Source organism: Microbispora triticiradicis (genome assembly GCF_005864065.1).
Lineage (GTDB): Bacteria > Actinomycetota > Actinomycetes > Streptosporangiales > Streptosporangiaceae > Microbispora > Microbispora triticiradicis.
Genome location: NZ_VANP01000004.1, coordinates 600,889 through 622,613 on the forward strand (window position 1 = coordinate 600,889; position 21,725 = coordinate 622,613).

Here is a 21,725-nt window from a genome sequence, read left to right on the forward strand (position 1 = left end):
GACAGGTGCGGGGCAGGTGTCACGCGACGCCCGCCTCCAGCCGCAACCGCAGCGGCAGGCGGCGTACGCCGTGCAGGAACAGGTCCGGCGTCCACTCCAGGTCGGCGGGGTCGACCGCGAGGGCGATCCCGGGGAAGCGGCGCACCAGCGCCCCGATGGCGGCCGCGGCCTGCAGCCGCGCCAGCGCCGCGCCGAGGCAGAAGTGGGCGCCGTGACCGAAGCCCAGATGCCGGTTCGGGCTGCGGCCGATGTCGAAGACGTCCGGCCGGGGGAAGACCGCCGGGTCGCGGTTGGCCGCCAGCAGCACCGGCACGACCACGTCTCCTCGGGGGATCACGGTCCCGCCGATCTCCACGTCGGCGAGGACGTACAGCGGGCGGGAGTGCCCGACCGGGCCGTTGTACCGCAGCGCCTCCTCGACCATCGAGCCGATCAGCTCCGGGCGCGCCCGCAGCCGATCCAGCTGGCGTGGGTGCCGCAGCAGCTCCAGCATCCCGTTCCCGATCAGGTTGACCGTCGTCTCGTCCCCGGCGAGCAGCAGCTGGAACACGCTGGAGACCAGTTCGGCGCGGCTGATCCCGCCCGCCTGCTCGGCCTCGGCGAGCCGGCTCAGCAGGTCGTCCCCCGGGCGCGCCCGCCGCTCGTCGATCCTCTCGTTGGCGTACGCGACGAACTCCAGGCCGGCCCGGCGCACCCGGCCCGCGTCCCCGCTGCCCACGATCTCGTCGCTCCACCCGCGCAGCCGGGCGCGGTCCCCGGGGGGCAGGCCGAGCAGTTCGGCGACGACCAGGACCGGCAGCGGCAGCGCCAGTTCCCGGATCAGGTCGGCCTCGCCGCCCGCGGCGGCCATGCCGTCCACCAGTTCGCCGGCGACCCGGTGGACGCGCTCCTCCAGCACGGCTACCGTGCGGGCGCCGAAGGCCGGCGCCATCAGCCTGCGGATGCGGGTGTGGTCGGGCGGATCGAGGTGGAAGACGTTGCGCCGCAGCATGGCCAGCGGGTCGCGCAGCTCGGCCCTGCGGTGCGGCGCGGCGAGGCCGGGAGGCAGCCGGTCGAGCTGCCGCCCGACGTCCGGGTCGAGCAGCGCGCGCTGCACGTCGGCGTACCGGGTCAGGTACCACAGCACCCGGCCGCTCGCCGGGCTCACGTACCGGTAGACCGGCGCGTGCTCGCGCATGCGGTGGAACAGCGGATGGGGGTCCGGACGGTGCCGCGCGGCCGCCGGATCGAACGGCTGCGCGGCCGGGCCGGACGGCTGCCCGGGTGTGGTCACGGTCATGACCCTCTCCTCACGCGGATGCACGGACGTTCCGGGACGCGGGCCGCACCTGCCCCCGCGCCGGGCCGGCGTCAGCGGTTCCCGGAGGCACGCGCGTTCTGGACGTCGAGGGCGAAGAACCTCCTGACGGCGTTTCCCAGCTCCTGCGGGCCGGTGAATCCGCGCCGGGCCATCTCCACCTCGGCCGACGTCCCCTTCCCGTGCCAGTGGCGCAGGAAGATCCTGGCGCAGATCTCCGGCGGCGGGACGGCGAGCCGCCCGCGGGTCCGCTCCGCCGCCTCGTCGGCGCGGGCCACGATCTCCGACCACTCCTGCCAGTGGGCCGACTCCCGGACCCGTTCCAGCACGACCGGCCGCCAGTCCTCCGACTGCCAGACCGGCCAGACCCGCACCATGACCAGCCGCAGCTGCTCTCCGGCAGGGAGCGCCGCGCGTTCCGTCTCGGTGAGCCACGACGCGAGGACGGGCGGCAGGGGCTCGGCCGCGGCGACCCCGAGCGTGGCCCGCGCGTACGCCTCCAGGTCGAGGCCCTGGGCGGCTGCGAAGCCGGTCAGCAGGCCCGTCAGAGTCTCCTCGTGCATGCGGGGATAGGCGTCGCCGAACAACCGCCCCGCGGTGACGACGTCGAGGTCGGTCATCCACCGGCCCGGCGCGTACTCGCGCCTCGACCGCCACTTCAGCGCCTCGTAGTGGGTGATCCCCGTCAGCGCCGTGTCGGCCGTCCAGGCCACGGACTCCTCGCCGGGCCTCTCACCGGGCTGCTCGCCGGGCCTTCCGGCGCGGCGCTCGCCGGTTGCCCGCAGCGCGGCCAGCGCGTCCAGCCGTTTGACGTCCCACTCCCCCGTGCCGATCATCTGCCGCAGCGTCTCCAGGCAGGCGCGGTCGCCGGAGTCCACCGCCGCGTCGATTTCCTGCCAGGTGCGGTGCGCGAACGGCATCGCCTTGGCCGTGCGGACGATGCGCTCCCCGGCCTCCGCCGGGATCCGGCCCGTCCTCGCCCCCTCCCGGCAGCCGTACCGGAGGTTGACCAGCGCGACCGTCCCGGCCGGGTAGCCCAGGTCGGCGGGCCCGTGCAGCACCGCGACCTCGTCGTCGCCGTCGACCTCGCCCGTCGCGTACATGTCGAACACGGTCCCGGCGCCGCTCATGCCGTACGGGCTCAGCTCGGCCGCGCGCAACGCGCCCATGCTGGCCGCGCCGACGACGTGCACGCCCTCGTCGATCAGCCACAGGATCTCCTTGTGGCCCACCGCCAGCTTCTCGCGGTAGTAGCCGTCGATGATGACGGCGGTGTCGTCCGGGCTCCAGGTCTCGCTGAGGAGGTCGCCCCGGGCGACGGGCGGCCGCACCCGCGCGTGCGGCACGACGCCGCGGACCTCGCCGGCGGAGATCGTCGGACCCGCGTAGACGACCACGTTCGGCGAGCTCATCGAAACACCCTCGCTCACTAGAAGACCTCCGGGCACACACGGCTCCCGGGCGCCAGCACCCTGACGACCGGCACGCCGAGGTCCTCCCTCGTCAGGTCGACGACGAGAGGCGCGTGGGAGAAGGCGACCGTGGCGCGCTTCACCACGTCGTCCAGGTCGTCGACCAGGCTCTCGTGCGCATGCAGCGGCGTGATCGGCGCGCCGGGCTCCGGCGCCGGCTCGGGCTGTCGCGGCGCGCCCCGGTCGTCGTGGACGTTCGCGTGCAGGTCGTCGCGTGAGCCCGCGATGTAGCCCAGCCGGGCCTGCGCGGCCTCGGTGACGGCGCGGCTGAGCGCGATCTCCGAGCTGAGGTGGCAGCCGAAGCCGAGGAACGGCGGGGGATAGTCGTCGCAGGTGATCCGGGCGAGGAAGCACGGCAGCCCGGTCGGCGAGGCCAGCGACCTGACCTCCATGCGGACCCGGGCCCGCTCCATCGTCACGCACAGGTCGTCGACGACCGGCGAGCCGAGCGAGCGCGGGTCGACCCGGGTTCCCCGGTCGCCGCCGGTCATGAAGGCCGTCACGGCGTCCCGCTCAATCACCTCGTACAACGCGTGCAGCACGCCCTCCGTCAGCGTGTTCCCGCTGGCCAGGCCGTTTGTCGAGGAGAAGAACACCGGCGGGTGCCAGCCCGTCCTGCGGACGAGGGTGAACTGCGCCAGCTCCATCGGGACGAGCGTCGGGGAGCCGTCGGCCAGCGATCTGGCAGCGACCCAGTCCACCGGCAGCCCGTCGTGCAGCAGGCTCGGCGCGCACCGCGGGAGGGCGCCGACGTCGTAGCCCAGTTCCCCGGCGAGGTCACGGGGGGACGCGGTCGTGACCGGCCGCATGGGCTGCTCGGCGTGCCAGAGTTCGACGGCCTCCATCATGGCGGACAGCTTCGCCAGGTCCGCCGTGACGCCCTTGCCCTGCGAGACGGCGAGGGTCCGCGCGGTGGGCCTGATCGCCTGGTACGTCGGGATGCCGAGGGTGTCGAGCCGGGTGATGTCCGCGACCCGGGTGACCCCGGCCCGGCGCGCGGCGCGGCCGGCCATCTCCAGTGTGGCGGCGGGGTCCCGGGCCCGGTCCGTCCCCGGCAGCCGGACCTTCGACTGGTCGGAACCGGAGAGGAGCCAGGAGTGGGAGGAGGTTTCTGTCCGCATCGTCCCCTTGCCCGTGTCGAGGTGAGGCGCCCTGTCAGGCCGGCCGTGTCAGATGTCGAGTGTCAGGTGCCGAATGTCAGATGTTGCGCGCGCGGTTGATCAGGGCCCGGCCGCCCACGGTGTAGCCGACGACCGCCATGACCGCCAGGACGAGCAGGTCCACCCAGGCCTCGCCGAGACCGAAGACCGCGGCGTCCCGCATGCCGTTGATCGCGTACGTCAGCGGGTTGACCACGGAGATCCACTGCAGCACCGTGGGCATGCTCTCGGTGGTGTACATCGACGGGGCGCTGAAGACGAGAACGGGCATCGACACGTTCGACAGCACCATGAAGGCCTGGTAGTCCGTGATCGTGATCGCCGCCGCCAGGTACAGCCCGTTGAGTGCCAGGGCGGACAGCGTGAGCGCCGACAGCAGCCCCACCCAGTTCTCCGGGCCGAACGGCAGGTCGAAGATGAGCGCCGCCACGGCGAGGCCCAGCAGGGTCTGCCCGAGCACCAGCGACACGCCGGCGATCATCTTGCCGAGCAGGAAGCGCGACCTGCGCATTGGGTACGACCACAACTGGGTCGCCACCCCGCTCATCTCCTCCTGGAACACGGCCATGGCGGACGTGGCCGCCGCGCTCACGACCGACATCGCCAGCGTCATGGGGAGCAGGAAGACCGCGAACCCGACGCTGACGCCCTTGTAGTCGACGACCCTGACGAGGTTGCTCAGCGAGGTGTTCACCAGCAGCAGGTAGACCAGCATCGGCGTCAGGCCGAGGATCAGGTAGACCCGGTTGCGGGCGAGCAGCGCGTACTCCCGGTAGAGCACGGCGAGCAGGTCCGTCGCCCTCGCCATGGGGGCGGGGGGCGCGGTGTGGAAGTGCAGCCCGGCGGCCATCGTCACCCCTCGTTCCCGGTCATCCGGAGGAAGACCTCCTCAAGCGAGTCCACGGCGGTCGACACCCCGTTGATCGCTATGGCGTGCTCCTGGCAGTACCGGGACAGCTCCGGCAGCAGGTCGCGTGCCTTCGCGTCGTCGATGCGCACCTCGTTGTCCTCGGCCTTGGCCCTGAGCCCGGCCGACTCCGCCCAGGCGGCCACCAGGCCGCCCGACTCCGGGTCCTCGACGGTCACCAGCAGGTGGGTGCTGCCGAACTCCTCGACGAGTTCGCGCGGCTTGGCGAAGCGCACCACCCGCCCGCGGTCGACCACCAGGACGCGCTGGCTGTTGCGCTCCAGTTCGTCGATGTGGTGGCTGGTCCACAGCACGGTCACGCCGTGCTCCTCGCGCAGCCAGGTCACGAACCGCTCGACCTGGCGCCGCCCCGCGACGTCCAGGCCCGCGGAGGGTTCGTCGAGGATGAGCAGCCGCGGGATCGTGAGCAGGGCCCGCACCAGTTGCAGCCGCTGCCGCTGACCACCCGACATCTGGAACACCAGACGCTGCATCGCACCGCTGAGACCGAGGAAGTCGGCCACCTCGAACGCCCACGGCCGTACCTCGCGCCACCGCAGCCCGCGGAACCGTGCGGCGATCCGCAGGTTGTCCAGCGCCGGGAGCATCATGTCGAACGGACCGGTCTGGTGCATCGCGCCGATGCCGCTCTTGGCGAGGACGGGCTGGCGCACCGGATCGGCCTCGAAGACCCGGATCTCACCGGAGGTCGGAGTGGTGACGCCGCAGATCATCTTGATCAGAGTGGTCTTGCCGGCGCCGTTGGGGCCCAGGAGCCCGATGGTCTCCCCCTGGGCGATCTCGAAGGAGACGTCGTCCACGGCCGGTCTCTCGCTGCCCCGATAGCGTTTGGTCAGCCCCACGGCCGTCACGACGTCTCTCAACACAGCCTGCCCTTCACTTCGCCCTCCCGCTGCTCAGCGATGTGAGTCGCCCTCCGATCGTCCCCCGGCCTGCTCGGAACGCGTCGCTGGTCGAGTATGAGCCGGGGACGAGCAGGTGACACAACCCCACAAACGTGGGCTACCGGCGTGGCCCGGAGGGCCATAACCACGGCCATGGTCAGGCCATACCGATCGTTAAGCGCCCCTTTCTAGGGTCGCCGCAGAGGGACCTCACCAGGTCACTCAGTGGAACGGCGATCCGAAGCGGGACAGCGCATGGACCTTGTTTCCGACGGCCTGATCAATGATCGCGACCGATGGCTGATCGTCATGCTGGCCAGGGGCTACACGACGACGAAGATCGCCCGCGAGATGCACCTCAGCCGGTACACCGTGGCCGAGCGGATCAGCAAGCTGCTCGTCCAGTTCGCCTGCAGCAACCGCAGCCAGCTCGTGGCCTACTTCTACGCGCACCGGCTCCTGCACGTCGGCATCTGGCCGCCCAGCGTCTCCGACGCCCTCGGGTAGGCCGGACCGGCGCGGCCCCGGCCGGCTCTGAAACTTTCCGTCCCGCGCGAAGGGGCGTACCTGCTCACCGCCCGCTTCCGGCACCCCGGCGGTCTTCCTCCTTGTCTCCCGCCCGGCCCTTGGCCAGCGTGATGCCCTGGCCGCGATGGCGACTCCCGGTAATCCCACGCCGTCAGGCCGCCAGATTCCAGGGATTCGGAAGGAAACCCGTGCTCAGAACAACGCTTCCCGCCGCTCTCACGGTGGCGATGGCCCTGGCCGCCGGCGCGGCCGGAGCGGCTCCGGCCGCCCTCGCCGCCGCCACCGGCCCGGCGGTCACGGTGGACGTGACCGCCGGAAGGCACGTCATCAGCCCGTACGTCTACGGTATGAACCACGCCGACGAGACGCTGGCCAAGGAACTGCGCCTGCCCGTACGGCGCTGGGGCGGCAACGCGACCACCCGCTACAACTACCTGTACGACACCAGCAACCGGGCCTCCGACTGGTTCTTCGAGAACATCGCGGAGGACAACACCAACCCCTCCGCGCTCCCCGACGGCTCCAGCGTCGACCGGTTCGTGGAGCAGGACCGGCGCACCGGCACCGACACGATCCTCACCATGCCGCTGATCGGCTGGGTGCCGAAGGGCCGCGACGCCTCCTGCGGCTTCTCCGTCGCCAAGTACGGCCCGCAGCAGCAGACCGACCAGTGGCGGCCCGACTGCGGCAACGGCGTGAAGCCGGACGGCACGAAGATCACCGGCAACGACCCCCACGACACGAGCGTGGAGGCCGGGGCGGCGTACGTGAAGGACTGGATCGCCCACCTCACCGGCAAGTACGGCACGGCGGCCGCCGGCGGGGTGAAGCTCTACAGCCTGGACAACGAGCCCGACATCTGGCACGGCACACACCGCGACGTCCACCCCGAGGGCGCGAGCTCGGTCGAACTGCGTGACAAGGCGTACCTCATCGGCGCCGCGATCAAGGCGGCCGACCCCGGCGCGAAGACGCTCGGGCCGGTCGGCTGGGGCTGGTCCTCGTGGGACTACTCGGGCCTCGACCAGGAGGTCTGCGGCCGGACCAACTGCTGGTCGAACCCGCCTGACAAGGCGGCCCGCGACGGCCTGCCCTTCACGACCTGGTACCTGCGGCAGATGAAGAAGTACGAGGACACACACGGCCTGCGCGTCCTCGACTACTTCGACGAGCACTTCTACCCCCAGGCCTCGGGTGTCGCGTTCGGGAGCGGCGGCGACCCCACGACCGACGCGCTGCGGCTGCGCTCCACCCGGGCCCTGTGGGACCCGTCGTACACCGACGAGAGCTGGATCAACACCCAGGTCCGGCTGATCCCCCGGATGAAGGAGCTGGTCGCCGCCGAGTATCCGGGCACCAGGACCGCGATCACCGAGTACAACTGGGGTGCCCTCGACCACATCAACGGCGCCCTGGCGCAGGCCGACATCCTCGGCATCTTCGGCCGCGAGGGACTCGACCTGGCCAACCTCTGGAGCCCGCCGACCGCCTCCCAGCCCGGCGCGTACGCCTTCCGGATGTACCTGAACTACGACGGCAAGGGCGGCCGCTTCGGTGAGACCGCGGTCAGCTCGGTCAGCGCCGACCAGGGCAAGCTGGCGGTGTACGCGGCCGAGCGCGCCTCCGACAAGGCCCTCACCCTCGTGGTGGTCAACAAGACCGGCGACGCCCTGACCAGCGACATCGCGATCAAGGGCCGCACCGGCGGCGCGACCGCGCAGGTCTACCGGTACGGCGCGGCCGACACCTCGGCCATCAAGAGGGACGCCGACGTGCAGGTGGACGCGAGCGGCTTCACCGGCACGTTCCCGGCGAACTCGATCAGCACGATCGTCGTCCCGGCGGGGACCGTGACGTCCCCCAGCCCGTCTCCCAGCGCCTCTCCCTCCCCCAGCGCCTCTCCCTCGCCCAGCGTGTCGCCCTCGCGCAGCCCCAGCCCCTCCCCCAGCCCGTCGCCGTCGCCCAGCGGGACCCCGGTTCCGCCCGGCTCCTGCTCGGTGACGTACACCCTCACGAACCAGTGGCCCGGCGGGTTCCAGGCCGAGGTGCGGATCGTCAACCGCGGCGCCACCGCCGTGAAGGGCTGGCAGCTCGGCTGGACGTACGGCAACGGGCAGACCGTCAACCAGCTGTGGGACGGCTCGTACACCCAGACCGGTTCGAAGGTGACGGTGACCAACGCGAGCTACAACGCCACGATCCCGGCCAACGGCGGCAGCGTGAGCTTCGGCTTCCTCGGCGGCTGGAACGGCTCCAACACCGCGCCCAAGCAGTTCACCCTGAACGGAGCCGCGTGCGGCGCGTGAGTTGAGGACGCGGAGGGCGGCGCGATCCCGCGCCGCCCTGGCGGTCGCCTGTCTGGTCGCCGCCCGGATGTCGGAGATCGCCCCCGACGAGCAGGCCCACCATTGGCTGGACCGCAACCCCTTCGACGTCACCGAGGACCTGCGCCGTCTGGCCGCCACCGCCTTCGCCCTCGCGACCCGCCCCGACGGGCCGCTCGCCGACCTGCGCTCCGACTGGGAGGACTTCCTGGCCCACGTCGAGCCGTACCGGAAGGCGCTGGCCGGGGAGCCGCAGGAGGCGCCCGCCCCGCCGGTTCCGGACCTCTCCAAGGGCTGGTTGTGGGCTACCTGGAGTCACCGGAACGGGAGTCTCCCGGCCCGCTCGCCGTACGCCGTGGCGGCCGGGCGGCTCGTCTCCGCGCTCAACGAGACGCCGGCCTGGACCGAGTGGTGGCGTCCGTCCGGCCTGCACGAGTTGCTCGTCTTCGGCACGCTCGCGACGGGCCCGTACGCGGAACAGGTCTCCCGGGGTCGCCTTACCGCGGAGGCGTGGATCGACTTCGGGCACCCGCTTCCGCTCCCCGACGAGGACGTCGAGCGGGAGGTCGCCACCGATCTGCACCGGGCTCTGGCGGCGGCGGGTCGTTACCTCGGCCTCGCGTCCCTCCCGCCGCCGCCCGGCCACCCCTGATCTGGGCCTGGTCCCGGGGGCGCCCCGTGCGTCCCGCACGTACGGGGCGCCCCCGGTCGTGCGCTCCTGGTCAGGAGCGCGTCATCGGGTTTCGCCGGTCAGGACGCGTCGCACGTCAGGCTGGGCGTCTCGGCGCTGCCGCTGCCGGTGAAACCGAAGGTGGTGGTGCCGCCCGAGGCGACCGTGCCGTTGTAGGACTCGTTGCGGACGGTGACGGCCGAGCCGGAGCCGGACCGGACGCCGTTCCACAGCTGGGTGATGGACGGGGAGCCGGACCAGTTCCAGCTCACCGTCCAGCCCCTGATCGCCGAACCGCCCGCACGCACCGTGACCTCGGACTGGAATCCGCCGGGCCAGGAGTTCACCGTCCGGATCGTCGCGCTGCATCCGCCGGGCTCCGCCGTGGGCGACTGCGACGGGCTGACCGGCGGCGTCGGACTGGGGCTGTCCGAAGGAGACGGGCTCGGGCTGTCGGAAGGCGTCGCGCTGGGGCTCACCGGCGGCGTGGGGCTGGGCGATTCGCTAGGAACGGCGGCGTTGAGGGCGTTGAGGACCGACGTGTAGGCGGCCTTCTTGTTGCCGTTGCCGTCGAACAGCAGCGGGGTGTCACCCGAGCGCCACGAGTCGCTGTCACGCACGCCCCACGTGGTGATGCCGTTGCAGCGCGGCACCGCCAGGCAGTCGTTGACCACGCTGGCGTAGGTCTGCGCGGAGGCGCCCTGGATGTCCAGCTCGGTGATCTGCACGTCCACCCCGAGCGCGGCGAAGTTCTGCAGGGTGGTCCGGTAGTTGCCCGGATAGGGGCTGCCGCTGTTGAAGTGCGACTGGAAGCCGACGCAGTCGATCGGCACGCCGCGCTGCTTGAAGTCCTTGACCATGTTGTAGACGCCCTGCGTCTTGGCCCAGGTCCAGTTGTCGGTGTTGTAGTCGTTGTAGCAGAGCTTGGCGGCCGGGTCGGCGGCGCGCGCGGTGCGGAAGGCCACCTCGATCCAGTCGTTTCCGGTCCGCTGCAGGTTGGAGTCGCGGCGGCCGCCGCTGCTGTCGTCGTAGGCCTCGTTGACGACGTCCCAGGCGTAGATCTTGCCCTTGTAGTGGGACATGACCCCGTTGATGTGGTCGATCATCGCCTGGCGCAGGCTGCTGCCCGACAGCGACTGCATCCAGCCCGGCTGCTGCTGGTGCCAGGCCAGGGTGTGGCCGCGTACCTGCTTGCCGTTCTGCACGGCCCAGTTGTAGATCCGGTCGGCGTTGGTGAAGTTGAACTGACCGCGGTTGGGCTCTGTCGCGTCGATCTTCATCTCGTTCTCGGCCGTGACCATGTTGAACTCACGGTTCGCGATGGTCGTGTACTGCGAGTCGCCGAGCTTGCCCGAGGCGATCGCGGTGCCGAAGTAACGGCCGCTGCGGGCCGCCGCCGCGCCGAGCGTGGAGGCGGGCGGACCCGCCGACGGGCTGGGCGAGGGGCTCGGCGAGGGGCTGTCCGGCGGGGTCGGCGACGGGCTGTTCGGGGGCGTGGGCGACGGGGTGGGAGACGGCGAGCTCGGCGTCGTGCTGTTGAGGCCGAGGAAGTTGATGGCGTAGGCGATCTGGCCGCTGAGGGGCAGCGAGTGGCCCTGGCCGGAGACGCTGACGCCCTCGACGGGCGGCTGCGTGCCGTTGCCGCCGTACCGGGTGCGGGTCCAGCCCGACGACGGGGTGTCGGTGGCGGCCGGCGTCTGGCTGACGCCGTTGAGGTTGGTCCACTGCTTGATCTCTTCGCCGAAGTTGTTGTAGTTCAGCGTGCTGTCGGTGGTGCCGTGCCACAGCTGCATCCGGGGATAGGAGCCGCTGTAGCCGGAGTACATCGAGCGGGCCAGGTCCCCCCACTGCTGGGCGGTCTTGCTGACCTGCCCGTTGGCGCACTGGCTGTTCCAGGTGGAGCCGTCGGTCGTCGCGAAGCAGCCCGCCGGGACGCCCATGAACGCCGAGCCCGCCCTGAACACGTCCGGATACTCGGCGGCGAGCACGTTCGTCATCATCGCGCCGGAGGAGACGCCGCTGACGTAGATCCGGCCGGGGTCCACGTTGTAGCGCGACCGGGCGTAGTCGACCATCGACATGATGCCCACCGGGTCGCTGCCGCCGCCCCGCCTGAGCGCCTGGGGCGAGTACACGTCGAAGCACTGCCCGCTCCGGGTGGCCTCGGGGAACACGATGATGTATCCGTACTGGTCGGCCGCGGTGACGTAGTCCCGGAAGTAGCCGCTGTACAGCGCGGACGCGGTTCCCGTGCAGTAGTGGACGGCGACCAGCAGCGCCGGCCGGGAGGCCACCCGGTCCGGCACGTAGATGTACATGTTGAGGTTGCTCGGATTGTTCCCGAAGCCGGTCACCCGGGTCAGCGAGGCCGCGGCGGCCGGCTGGGCGACCAGTAACGCGGCCATCGCGACCACAGGCATCAGCACGGCCGTCAGCACGGCCACGATGCGTCGTCTCACGTGAGGTTTCCTTCCTTTAATTTTTCAGAAGACTGCCTAAAAGTTTCTGGTGCCACAACCGGCGACCGGTTCGCAGGGAGGCCAATCGAAAGAGCCAAAGCTCATGAGTCGGCCAGGCCACTTAGGAGGCGTCGGACATTGGAAACTTTCATCTGACTACCGAAAAGTTCCAACTGCGCGTCACGCGCATGCGGGAGGGCGCCGGGAGGCTCGGCCACGCCCGCTGTTGACCGCGCTGTCGCGCGCCCGTGACAATGTGTGTGCTCCGGGCTCGACGGGTGCCGGCACGCCGACAGGGCCGGGGCGGTGTTTCGGCCATGACGCGTTCGGCGCCGCGTCCTTGTGAAAGGGACCACGCGTGCGGCTGCCCTGGCGATCCACCGAGCCGACGGCGACGAGGGCCACGGCCGGCGCGGGCGTCTCTCGTACGGGAAGATCGACGCTCGCCGGAGCCCTGCTCGCCGTCGCGGCCGCCGCGAGCAGCGGGATCACGCCTCCGGCGACCGCCGCCCGGGCGGTGTCGTGCGCGGTGCCCGACTCCCGGCCCACGGTCAGGTTCCTGGACGCCGACACCGGCGTGGCGAACCGGCCCGCCGGGGGCGGCTGCACCGTGAACGACCTCGTCGACGACGAGCGCGCGTGGCCGGACCACGGCGCGTTCGTCTCCCACGTGGGCGAGGTCGCCCGGCGGCTCGGCCGCTCAGGGGTGATCGGCGGGCGGGAGAGCACGGCGCTCACGCGGGCCGCCGCCCGGTCCGGCATCGGCCGGCCGGACGGGCCCAGGCCGTACCGGTGGATCTTCGACGGCACGCGGGCGTCGTTCGGCGACTGGGGCTATGTCGGCGACCGGGGCTTCGCGCTGCGCGACGACGGGACCGTGGTGACCCTGGGCACGCCCACCGGCGGCGGGCTCGGCCTGCTCTGGTACAGGCCGGAGCGGTTCGGCGACTTCTCGCTGCGCCTCCGGTTCCGGGACGAGCGGGCCGGGGACGCGAACGCGAGGTCGAACGGCGGTGTTTTCGTACGGTTCCCCGGTGTGGACCCCGCCGCCGACCCCGAGTGCGGGACCGGCGACCCCGCCTGGGTCGCGGTCAACTGCGGCCACGAGATCCAGATCAACGACACCCCCGAGGGCGGCGCCGGCGACCCCAGCAAGACCGGGTCCGTCTACGGGTTCGCCGACCTCGGCCTCGCCCGGGCCCGGCCGACCGCCAAGAACGTCTGGAACGACCTGGAGATCCGCGTCGTCGGGCAGCACTACACGGTGATCCGCAACGGCGAGGTCGTGAACGAGTTCGACAACGCCCCCGGCCTCCCGTTCCCCGGGCGCCCGGCGGACCCTGGGACGAGCGGCCGCCAGTTCGCCCGGGGCCACATCGGGCTGCAGAACCACGACGGTGAGTCGGTCATCGCGTTCCGCGACATCCGCGTACGCGACCTAAGCCGGTAGGCGGAGCAGGGCGGCGCCCGAGGAGAACGCCGCGGGCCGGACGGCCGGGACGGGCGCGGCTCACCGCCTCCCGAGGCCGTGCAGCACGGCCGCGACCAGATCGTCCAAGCCCGCGTCGTCCGGTCCGGCGGCGCCCGGTGCTGGGGCGGGTGCCGGGGCGGGCGGATCCGGCGGCGGCACGGAGGCCAGGGCGGACATCACCGGCTCGTGGCAGACCCCGACGATCATCCGCGCCGCCGCCTCGACCCGCGCGTCCGGGGCCAGGCGGCCGAGGTCCCGTTCGGCCTTCAGGTAGGCAAGCAGGCGGTCGCGCCAGTCCAGGCCGGGGACGGGCCCGCCTGCGAACCTGGCCAGTACGGCCGGCTGCCCGGCCAGCCCGGCGAACACCGGCAGGATGCCCGCGTGCAGGGCCATGCCGTACGCGACGAAGGCGCGCAGGCCGGCCTCGACGGTGCCGGCGCCCGGTTCGGGAAGGTCGCCCAGGCCGCTCTCGACGGCCCGCACGCGGGCGCGCAGCGCGCACGCCAGCAGTTCCTCCTTGTCGGCGAAGTGGTTGTAGAGCACACCGTCGGCGACTCCGGCCTCCCGGGCGATGGCGCGCACGGTCAGCCCCGCCGCCCCGCGCTCGGCCATCAGCCGCTCGGCGGTGGCGATCAGGTGCTCACGCAGGCTCCGCCCGCCGTCTCGCAGCGCGGCCGCTTTCCTCGGTGACATCACCCCGCATGTTAGTGCGGCGCCCTCGGGCCCGCCCAGGTCGTACGTCTCACCGGACGGCCGTCACGAGCCACGCGGAGCCGGTGAGCCGCAGCGGCCCGCCGGGCTCCTCGAAGCGCCGCAGCGCCGTCTCCAGCGCGTCGAGCGCGCGGGCCGCCGAGGCGTCGTCCACCGCGCGGAGGTGGTGCCGCACGGGCCCCCAGCCGCCGAGAAACTCCGCCGCGTCGGCCGCGTCCCTGCCCCAGATCTGCGGAGCCGTCACGGGCGCGCACCCGGCGTCCCGGAAACCCGCGGCGGCGAGGACGTCCCGGACCCGGTCCGGGTCGCCCAGCGAGGCGGGGCCGCTGCCCGTCTCCGCCGGCCGGAGCGCCGGAACGTGCTCGGCCACGGCGGCGAAGACCTCCTCCAGGTCGCCGCTCCCGGCCTGCCGCAGGGACAGGAACGCCAGCCGTCCCCCGGGACGGAGGGCACGGCGGACGTTGGCGAAGGCGGCGACGGGATCGGCGAAGAACATCACCCCGAAGCGGCTCACCGCCACGTCGAACGCCGCGTCCGGGAAGGGGTGGACCTGCACGTCGCCGCGCTCGAAGGTCACGTTGCCGACGCCCTCGCGCAGCGCGGCCAGCCGGGCGGTGCGCAGCATCGGCTCGGAGAGGTCGACGCCGGTGGCCCCTCCCGAACCCGCCCGCCGCGCGGCGAGCCGGGTCACCTGACCGTTGCCGCAGCCAAGATCGAGCACGTGGTCGTGCTCGCCGATCACCGCCGCGCCGAGGAGCGCGTCGTTGAAGCCGCTGTTCACCGCGTCGTAGCGGTCGCGGTGGGAGGCCCAGTGCTCGCCCTCGTAGCCGTTCCACGCCGCCGCCTGCTCGCTGTTGACGATCACCATGCCTCCAAGATTATGAACAGTCGTTCATGAACTTATGTTCATAATGCTCGTGGCCGTTCTCCTCCGTCAACGGCTTTCCGGGCGGGGAGTCCGGTGAGCTCTTCCGCCCGTCGCAGGTCAGGAGGGCGCGCCAGCGGTCGGCCGACTCGATCATGTCCAGGCTGACCCGCTCCAGGAACGCCCCTCCCCTGGCCAGCCGCTGCCCCACGGGCCCGTCGAGCCCGACGGTCTCCGCCGCGGCGACCGCGACCCGGGCCGCCTCGAGCGTCTGCCGCGTGCCGGTCACGATCGAGTGGTACCACGCCTCGTTGTCGACCACGTAGACGTCGCGACGCCGCCGCGGATCGCGCTCACGCCGGGCGTACCCGTGCTGGACCAGGTAGTTCACGGACATGGAGACGGAGGCCGGGCTGACCTTCAGCCTGCGGGTCAGCTCGGCCGCGGTACGCCTGCCGTCCTCGGACAGCAACAGGTCGAGGTGCACGCGCGCGATCATCCTCGGGAGGCCCGTCCGCACCGCCATCTCGATGATCTCCTCTTCCATCGCGCCGCCCGGTGGTCCCGCCGTGTGCGAGGGCGCCGGGGCGCCGCGCCGCGCCCGCCGGGCCGTCGCCTGGTGCGCCTGCTGGGGCCGGTAGCCGCCGGGGCCGCCGTTGCGCCCGACCTCCCGGCTGATCGTCGAGGTCGGCCGGCCGAGCCGCCTGGCGATCTCCGCGTAGGAGAGCCCGTCGGCGAGCCCGGCCGCGATGCGCTGACGCTCCCGCTGGGTCAGTCGTCCTCCTGGCATGCCGCCAGTATTGCCTTCGCCTCCATTCATTGCAACGCGCCGTTGCATTCACCTCCAATGCCATTGCATCAATTTATCGCCGTCTAGCTGGGCAAAGGCCATCTATGACATTGACATCTCATCTGAACGCAACGTAGCTTTCGCTATGTATCAAACACGTACTATCGCGAGAAGAGGAACGGCGATGGGTGATTCCCTCCACACCGTCACGACGCTGCCGACGGCCCGTCAGCCCGGCTGCCCCTTCGACCCGCCGAAGGAGCTCATCCAGGCCCGCGAGCACGGCCCCATCAGCCGATTCCCCTTCCCCGACGGACACCAGGGCTGGCTGATCACCGGATACGACCTGGTCCGGTCGGTTCTCGCCGACCCGCGGTTCAGCTCGCGCAGGGAGCTCATGCGTCACCACCCGCTGGTCGACTATGGGGACATCGAGGTGCCGCCGGCGCCGCCCGGTGAGTTCCTGCTGATGGACGAGCCGCAGCACGGGCGCTATCGCAGACCGCTGGTGGGCAGGTTCACCGTCCGGCGGATGCGACAGCTCACCGAGCGCGTCGAGCGGATCACCGCCGACCACCTGGACGCCATGGAGAAGGCCGGGCCGCCGGCCGACCTGGTGACCGCGTTCGCCAGGCCCATCCCCTCCATCGTGATCTGTGAGCTGCTGGGCGTGCCGTACGAGGACCGGGGCCGCTTCCAGGACCAGATCGACAAGTTCCTCGGCGGAGAGGCCGGCGACGAGGAGCTGATCGCGGCCTACACCGCGACCCAGCGGTATCTCGCGGAGCTGGTGGCCGCCAAGCGCGCGAACCCCACCGACGACGTGCTCAGCGACCTCACCGACAGCGACCTGACCGACGAGGAGCTGAGGGGGATGGCCCTGATCCTGCTGTCGGCCGGATTCGACACCACCGCGAACATGCTGGCGCTGGGCGCCTTCGCGCTGCTGAGCCACCCGGCGCAGCCGGCCGCCTGGCGCGCCGATCCCGCGCTCACCGACCGGGCCGTGGAGGAGCTGCTGCGGTATCTGAGCGTCGCCAAGACGTTCATGAGGACGGCGCTGGAGGACGTCGAGCTGGGCGGCCGGACCATCGAGGCCGGCACGACGGTCATCCTGTCCTACAACACCGCCAACCGCGACCCCGAGCGCTTCGCCGACCCCCACGTGCTCGACCTCCGCAGGGAGAACGGAGGGCACCTGGCCTTCGGCCACGGCATCCACCAGTGCCTGGGTCAGCAGCTTGCCCGCGTCGAGATGCGGGTCGCATTCCCCGCGCTGCTCGACCGCTTCCCCACGCTCCGCCTGGCCGTACCGGCCGAGGAGGTCGGCCTGCGCCCCGAGACCGCCGACATCTTCGGGGTCAAGAGCCTGCCCGTGACCTGGGACGCGTGATCCCCGCAGTGGCGCGCCGGCGTCGCCGGACTGTTTACCGCTCATCCGGAAGATTCCGGCACGTCCTACTGGTTTGATAGGTGAAGCCCCGTCGTCACCGGAGGAGCGCCACGTGAGCAGCAGCATCGTCCTTCCCGAGGACCCGTTCCACCGCAGGCTGCACCACGTGGCGCCGGCCGGTCTGACATCCGAGACCGCGCAGACGGGCGGGATGACCCGGCGCGCCGCCATCAGCGGCGCCACCGTCGGTTCGAACCGCCTGTGGATGGGCCAGACGCATGTGGCCCCGGGAACCGTCTCGGCGAACCACCACCACGGCGACTCCGAGACCGCCATCTACGTGGTCAGCGGCACCCCGTCGTTCGTGTTCCTCGACGTCGACGCGGAGGAGCCGCGGGAGGTGCGGATCGACACCAGGCCGGGAGACTACATCTTCGTGCCTCCGTTCGTGCCCCACCGGGAGGAGAACCCGGACCCCGGCCTGGAGGCCGTCGTCGTCATCGCCCGGAGCACCCAGGAGGCCATCGTGGTCAACCTGCCGGAACTGAAGTGGACCGGCCCGGTCCGGACCACGGCCTGACCGATGCCGCCGGCCGCGGAAAGCCGGCAGTCCCGCGGCCGGGCCCGCTCCACGGAATCGGCCGCGGGGTCAGATCGCTCCGAAGACGTCCGGGGCGGCGGCGAGCGCACGAGCGACTTCGATCACCGTCGCACGGCGCCGGGCCAGGGCCGCCTGGTCGGTCTCCTCGTCCAGGACGAGGCGGCACATCCGAGGCACCGCGAAGTTCCAGGCGATCAGTCCCATGAGAGTGAACAGCAGGTCCTGGGCGGCGCGGACGCGCGCACGCTCGGGAAGATGGGGGGCGACGCCCTCGCCCGCGAGGTGGCGCACCTTCTCGCGGAAGCCGTCACGGCGCTCCCGCTCGCTCTCGGCGACTTCGCCGCACATCTCCAGCGCCTCCCAGAGCAGCAGCCTGATCAGCTCCGGGTGCTCCCGGTACCAGTCGAAGATCTGCCCCACCGACTCGGCCACCGCGTCGGGATCTATGGAGACGGAGACGCGGACCTCCTCCAGCTTCGCCCGCAGGACGGCCGCGAACAGCTTCTCCTTGCCGCCGTAGTACAGGTAGATGGCCTGCTTGTTGGCCTTGGCGGTCGTCGCGATCCGGTCGACTCTGGCCCCCGCCAGTCCGTGCTCGGCGAACTCGGCGGCGGCGGCTTCGAAGATCCGTCGCCTGGTGTGCTCCGCGTCGTAGGCCATGGACGGATTAAACCATCCGGTTGACTCCCCTCCGCACAGACGGCAGGATCGGGCTCGGAACTAAAACAACCAGATGGTTTATTTTATCGGAGGCTCTCCAGTGACCACCGCGACTCCCATCCCCGTTCGTCCGCCGCTGCCGGGCGCCCTCTCCGGCAGGACCGCCGTCCTCATCGGGGGCAGCTCGGGCATCGGCCTGGCGGCGGGCGTCCTGCTGCGTTCGGTCGGCGCCCGCGTCGTGCTGGTCGGCCGCGACCCCGACCGCCTGAAGGCCGCCGTCTCCCGGGTACGGAGCGCGGGCCCGGCCGAGGATCCCGACGACGCCGTGCTGGCCGTCCCCGGCGACGCCGGGGACGAGCGGACCCTCGCCGAGGCCTTCGACAAGGCGGGGCACGCCGACCACGCGCTCGTCACCGCGGGCGGTCTCAGCGGCGCCGGCCCGCTGACCGGCCTGTCGGCCGACGACATCCGTACGACTCTCGAATCCCGCCTCTGGCCGGCCTTCGCCGTCGCCCGCGCGGCGGCGGACCGGCTTCCGCCGGGTGGCTCGCTCACGTTCAGCTCCGGGATCCTCGTGCTCCGCCCCGCCCCCGGGCTGACCGCCCCGCTGTCGGTCGCCGGCGCCGTGGAGACCCTCACCAAAGTCCTCGCCGTGGAGCTCGCCCCCGCACGGATCCGCGTGAACACCGTCCGCTTCGGCCGCATCGACACCCCGCTGATGCGCTCGCGACCGGGGCTGGACTCCGACGCCGCGATCGCCGCCGCCGGGTCGACCGCTCCCCTGGGTCGCATCGGCACGGCCGAGGAGGCCGCCGCCGCGGCCCTCTTCCTCATGGCCAACAACTACGTCACCGGCCAGGTCGTCACCGTCGACGGCGGCGAGTCCCTCACCTGACCCGGCCCGGGGGCCACGACCGCGGCTTCGTACGCCCGGAAACGGAGAACCCCCGGCCGGAAGGCGTCCGGCCGGGGGTCCCGTCAGCAGGTGACTAGAAGCTGGGGTAGATGTCGTAGGTCCCGCCGCCGACACCGTAGTAGTTGGAGCCGGTGGCCCAGACGGTGTCGTTGATCAGCGGCTTGTACAGGAACGCCTGTCCGGTGGCGAGGTTGAACCCGCACTCCCACAGGCCGGCCGCGGTGTTCACGCAGTTCTGCCCGCTGGTCCAGCTCAGCGGCGAGTCACCGCGGAGGGTGATGGTGTTGCCCGCGCCGGGGTTGTAGTGGACGCGGACCGTGGTGTTGTAGGTGGAGGTCGCCTGGACGCGGCCGCCCAGCGCGGTGCGCACCGACGCGCCGCCCGAGGACGTGGCGGTCAGGACGCCCCCGAAGAGGCTGATCGCCGAGCTCACCTGGTGCAGGGTGACGGTGACCTGCGCGGTGCCGTTCGCGGGCACCGTCACGGTGCTCGCGCTCAGGGTGAACAGGCCCGACGGGGCGGCCGTCGTCCCGGCCGCGTCGGTCGCGGACACGGCCAGGTTCAGCGTCACCGCGGAGGTCGTGTCGTTGGTGTAGGTCACGGTCTGCGTGGCGGTGGGCTGGGCCGAGGTGACCGACAGCGCGGCGCTCGGTGGGTTGGCGGTGAGCGACTGGCTGACCGCCCGGGCCGCGTTGACCCGGCCGGTGCCGTACGTGTACGGGGTGGAGCCGGCGGCGGCCACGGCGGTGCCCATCAGGGCGTCCTTCAGCCGCTGCGCGCCCCAGGCGGGGTGACGCTGCTTGACGAGCGCGGCCGTGCCGGCGACGTGCGGCGTCGCCATCGAGCACCCGCTCATCGTGCCGTAGCCGCCGCCGGGCACGGCCGCGGTGATGTCCACGCCGGGGCCGGTCATGTCCGGCTTCAGGCCCTGGTCGCCCACCGGACCGCGGCTGGAGAAGCCCGCCACGGTGTCGGTCAGGTCGACCGCGCCCACGGTCAGCGCCTTGTCGGCGACGCCGATGGAGCTGATGGTGGACGTGCCGGAGCCGTAGTTGCCCGAGCAGACCACGAACAGCGCGTTGTACTCAGAGGTCAGGCTGTTGATCGCCGTCGCGATCGGGTGGTCGGGGTAGCCCGGGCCGCTCTGGATGCTCATGCTGACGATCTTGACGCCCTGCTGGCCGACCGCCCAGTTCATCCCGTCGATGATCCAGGAGTCGTAGCCCCAGTTCTCGTCGTTGAGGACCTTGCCGATGACCAGGTCGGCGCCGGGGGCGACCCCCTTGTACAGGCCCCCGGAGGCGGCGCCGGTCCCGGCTACGGTCGAGGCGGTGTGTGTGCCGTGCGACTGGCCGTCCTCGACCCCGTTCGCGTTGCCGGTGAAGTCGGCGGAGGCGACGACCTGGTTGACCAGGTCGGGATGGTCGGTGTCGTACCCGCTGTCCAGCACCGCGACCTTGACGCCGGTGCCGTCGTACCCGCTCGCCCACGCGGTCGGCGCGCCGATGTGCGGGACGCTCTGGTCGAGCCCGGCCGTCACCCTGCCGTCCAGCCACAGCTTGGTGACGCCGCCCTGCAGGCCGGTGGGCTTGGCGGAGCCGCCGGTGAGGCCGCGCCAGGCGTCGGGCGCGGTCTTCTTCCCGATGGCGAGCGCGCTGATGCCCAGCCGGGGGAAGACGCGCCGGCTCTTGGCCGCCCCGCCGAACGCGGCACGGGCCCGGTCGGCGTTCTCGGTGGTCGTGCTCTTGCCGTAGGTGGTCATGACCGGGATGGACTGGCTGCGCTCGTCGTCGTAGCCGTCCGCGATCAGGGTGCCGACCTCGAAGAGCTCGGGGTCGAGGCGGCCGGCCTTGATGAGGGCGGCCGCGTCCGACGGGACCACCGACACCTGGTCACCGCGGTCGGTGACGTCGAACGTGATCCCCGTACGCCCCTCCCCCGGCTCGGCCGACAGGACGCGCAGGTCGTGGCCTTCCAGGCGGGCCCGCACGGTGTCGCCGGTGACGAGGGTGACGGTGTGGTCGCCGTCCGGGGACGCCGCGGCGGCTCCCGTCGCCGCGGAAGAGCCGGAGGGGACCGCACCGGAGAGGGCCGGCGGGACGGTCTGCGCCGCGGCGGACACGGCGGGCAGGCCGAGGAGGGCGGCCGTCGTGAGGGCGACGGCCATGGATGAACTTCGCAAGGGTTGTCTCCCGGTTGCTGCGAGTTGATCAATGCGGCATCAGGCTAGGCTTTTCCGGGGTTATTGGGAATTGTGCGAAATTCGTGTTTTTGAGCTGACTCAGTGATCAAAAAGTCGGCGTGTCGCGCGTCGGTGAAATCGGTTTCAGTGGTGGCGGGCCCGGCCGTACGACGAGATCGGCAGGGAGCCGCGCGTCTGTGGTTTCGATCACGCCCGGCGACGTTGTCTTCTCCACCGGCCCTGGTGTACGGACCGCCCACCCGCCCCGCGTCCCTAACCGCCCGGCACCGGATCCGAGTTTCGAACGGCCGAACATTGCGTGAAAGCCGTGTAACCAGAGTTTTTGTTCGTTGAAATTTTGGCCATTTCAGGTCCGGTCACCGGCAATGACGGCGCGGGGCGTTCCCGATATGA

The 21,725-nt window shown here is 71.7% G+C and carries 18 protein-coding genes; 7 read left to right on the forward strand and 11 right to left on the reverse strand.

All coding sequences use genetic code 11. The annotated features are described in order from the left end of the window. Positions 1 to 19 precede the first annotated feature (19 nt). The 5 genes from FED44_RS14130 to FED44_RS14150 form a co-directional block, all read right to left on the reverse strand. The gene (locus FED44_RS14130) at positions 20 to 1,279 is read right to left on the reverse strand and encodes a cytochrome P450 family protein (RefSeq protein WP_138460894.1); all 1,260 of its coding nucleotides are present in this window, start codon (positions 1,277 to 1,279) and stop codon (positions 20 to 22) included. A gap of 71 nt (positions 1,280 to 1,350) precedes the next feature. Continuing rightward, on the reverse strand, positions 1,351 to 2,709 hold the full coding sequence (locus tag FED44_RS14135; protein ID WP_138460895.1) for a TfuA-like protein: 1,359 nt from the start codon (positions 2,707 to 2,709) through the stop codon (positions 1,351 to 1,353). A gap of 17 nt (positions 2,710 to 2,726) precedes the next feature. Beyond that, a complete protein-coding gene (locus FED44_RS14140; RefSeq protein WP_138460896.1) occupies positions 2,727 to 3,890 on the reverse strand; it encodes a YcaO-like family protein in 1,164 nt (387 codons plus the stop codon). A gap of 76 nt (positions 3,891 to 3,966) precedes the next feature. Continuing rightward, positions 3,967 to 4,779, reverse strand: coding sequence for an ABC transporter permease (locus FED44_RS14145; protein WP_111700765.1), 813 nt, complete (start codon positions 4,777 to 4,779; stop codon positions 3,967 to 3,969). A 2-nt stretch (positions 4,780 to 4,781) separates the two neighbouring features. After that, positions 4,782 to 5,723, reverse strand: a complete 942-nt coding sequence (locus tag FED44_RS14150; protein WP_111700766.1) for an ABC transporter ATP-binding protein — start codon at positions 5,721 to 5,723, stop codon at positions 4,782 to 4,784. Between the two features lie 273 nt (positions 5,724 to 5,996). Between FED44_RS14150 and FED44_RS14155 the strand changes: the two genes are divergently transcribed. The 3 genes from FED44_RS14155 (at position 5,997) to FED44_RS14165 (ending at position 9,245) form a co-directional block, all read left to right on the forward strand. Next, the gene (locus tag FED44_RS14155) at positions 5,997 to 6,248 is read left to right on the forward strand and encodes a LuxR C-terminal-related transcriptional regulator (RefSeq protein WP_138460897.1); all 252 of its coding nucleotides are present in this window, start codon (positions 5,997 to 5,999) and stop codon (positions 6,246 to 6,248) included. Positions 6,249 to 6,457: 209 nt separating this feature from the next. After that, positions 6,458 to 8,575, forward strand: a complete 2,118-nt coding sequence (locus FED44_RS14160; RefSeq protein ID WP_208758967.1) for a glycoside hydrolase family 44 protein — start codon at positions 6,458 to 6,460, stop codon at positions 8,573 to 8,575. Position 8,576: 1 nt separating this feature from the next. Beyond that, positions 8,577 to 9,245: a hypothetical protein gene (locus FED44_RS14165; protein WP_138460898.1), complete on the forward strand. Its 669-nt coding sequence runs from the start codon at positions 8,577 to 8,579 to the stop codon at positions 9,243 to 9,245. Between the two features lie 98 nt (positions 9,246 to 9,343). Here FED44_RS14165 and FED44_RS37300 read toward each other — a convergent pair whose 3' ends face one another. Then, a complete protein-coding gene (locus FED44_RS37300) occupies positions 9,344 to 11,722 on the reverse strand; it encodes an extracellular catalytic domain type 1 short-chain-length polyhydroxyalkanoate depolymerase (RefSeq protein WP_138460899.1) in 2,379 nt (792 codons plus the stop codon). 358 nt (positions 11,723 to 12,080) lie between these two features. On the opposite strand from FED44_RS37300, the gene FED44_RS14175 reads away from it, so the two are divergent. Next, positions 12,081 to 13,172, forward strand: coding sequence for a 3-keto-disaccharide hydrolase (locus FED44_RS14175; RefSeq protein ID WP_208758968.1), 1,092 nt, complete (start codon positions 12,081 to 12,083; stop codon positions 13,170 to 13,172). A gap of 60 nt (positions 13,173 to 13,232) precedes the next feature. Here FED44_RS14175 and FED44_RS14180 read toward each other — a convergent pair whose 3' ends face one another. From FED44_RS14180 to FED44_RS14190, 3 genes are read right to left on the reverse strand one after another with little or no spacing between them, the layout of a single operon-like run. Beyond that, a complete protein-coding gene (locus FED44_RS14180; RefSeq protein ID WP_138460900.1) occupies positions 13,233 to 13,886 on the reverse strand; it encodes a TetR/AcrR family transcriptional regulator in 654 nt (217 codons plus the stop codon). Positions 13,887 to 13,935: 49 nt separating this feature from the next. Next, positions 13,936 to 14,772: a class I SAM-dependent methyltransferase gene (locus FED44_RS14185; protein ID WP_138460901.1), complete on the reverse strand. Its 837-nt coding sequence runs from the start codon at positions 14,770 to 14,772 to the stop codon at positions 13,936 to 13,938. Positions 14,773 to 14,782: 10 nt separating this feature from the next. After that, on the reverse strand, positions 14,783 to 15,559 hold the full coding sequence (locus FED44_RS14190; RefSeq protein ID WP_167521465.1) for a helix-turn-helix domain-containing protein: 777 nt from the start codon (positions 15,557 to 15,559) through the stop codon (positions 14,783 to 14,785). Between the two features lie 184 nt (positions 15,560 to 15,743). Here FED44_RS14190 and FED44_RS14195 point away from each other — a divergent pair, with 184 nt between their 5' ends. Together FED44_RS14195 and FED44_RS14200 are read left to right on the forward strand one after the other, a co-directional pair. After that, positions 15,744 to 16,952 carry a cytochrome P450 gene (locus FED44_RS14195; protein ID WP_111700773.1) on the forward strand — a complete coding sequence of 403 codons (1,209 nt, stop codon included), beginning with the start codon at positions 15,744 to 15,746 and terminating at the stop codon, positions 16,950 to 16,952. Positions 16,953 to 17,064: 112 nt separating this feature from the next. After that, entirely contained in the window at positions 17,065 to 17,532 is a 468-nt protein-coding gene (locus FED44_RS14200) for a cupin domain-containing protein (protein WP_138460903.1), read from the forward strand. Positions 17,533 to 17,601: 69 nt separating this feature from the next. Here FED44_RS14200 and FED44_RS14205 read toward each other — a convergent pair whose 3' ends face one another. Further along, the gene (locus tag FED44_RS14205) at positions 17,602 to 18,213 is read right to left on the reverse strand and encodes a TetR/AcrR family transcriptional regulator (protein ID WP_138460904.1); all 612 of its coding nucleotides are present in this window, start codon (positions 18,211 to 18,213) and stop codon (positions 17,602 to 17,604) included. 100 nt (positions 18,214 to 18,313) lie between these two features. Here FED44_RS14205 and FED44_RS14210 point away from each other — a divergent pair, with 100 nt between their 5' ends. Next, positions 18,314 to 19,108 (forward strand): SDR family oxidoreductase, encoded by a 795-nt coding sequence (locus FED44_RS14210; protein WP_244301911.1) that lies wholly within the window; start codon positions 18,314 to 18,316, stop codon positions 19,106 to 19,108. Between the two features lie 94 nt (positions 19,109 to 19,202). Here the strand turns inward: FED44_RS14210 and FED44_RS14215 are convergent, their stop codons facing one another. After that, positions 19,203 to 21,311 carry a S8 family peptidase gene (locus FED44_RS14215; RefSeq protein ID WP_138460906.1) on the reverse strand — a complete coding sequence of 703 codons (2,109 nt, stop codon included), beginning with the start codon at positions 21,309 to 21,311 and terminating at the stop codon, positions 19,203 to 19,205. Positions 21,312 to 21,725 lie beyond the last annotated feature (414 nt).

Bases quoted from the DNA above. Each gene is read 5' to 3' on its own strand.
- FED44_RS14130 (WP_138460894.1), bottom strand. From the start codon at position 1,279: ATGACCGTGACCACACCCGGGCAGCCGTCCGGCCCGGCCGCGCAGCCG.
- FED44_RS14135 (WP_138460895.1), bottom strand. From the start codon at position 2,709: ATGAGCTCGCCGAACGTGGTCGTCTACGCGGGTCCGACGATCTCCGCC.
- FED44_RS14140 (WP_138460896.1), bottom strand. From the start codon at position 3,890: ATGCGGACAGAAACCTCCTCCCACTCCTGGCTCCTCTCCGGTTCCGAC.
- FED44_RS14145 (WP_111700765.1), bottom strand. From the start codon at position 4,779: ATGGCCGCCGGGCTGCACTTCCACACCGCGCCCCCCGCCCCCATGGCG.
- FED44_RS14155 (WP_138460897.1), top strand. From the start codon at position 5,997: ATGGACCTTGTTTCCGACGGCCTGATCAATGATCGCGACCGATGGCTG.
- FED44_RS14180 (WP_138460900.1), bottom strand. From the start codon at position 13,886: ATGTCACCGAGGAAAGCGGCCGCGCTGCGAGACGGCGGGCGGAGCCTG.
- FED44_RS14185 (WP_138460901.1), bottom strand. From the start codon at position 14,772: ATGGTGATCGTCAACAGCGAGCAGGCGGCGGCGTGGAACGGCTACGAG.
- FED44_RS14190 (WP_167521465.1), bottom strand. From the start codon at position 15,559: ATGCCAGGAGGACGACTGACCCAGCGGGAGCGTCAGCGCATCGCGGCC.
- FED44_RS14195 (WP_111700773.1), top strand. From the start codon at position 15,744: ATGGGTGATTCCCTCCACACCGTCACGACGCTGCCGACGGCCCGTCAG.
- FED44_RS14205 (WP_138460904.1), bottom strand. From the start codon at position 18,213: ATGGCCTACGACGCGGAGCACACCAGGCGACGGATCTTCGAAGCCGCC.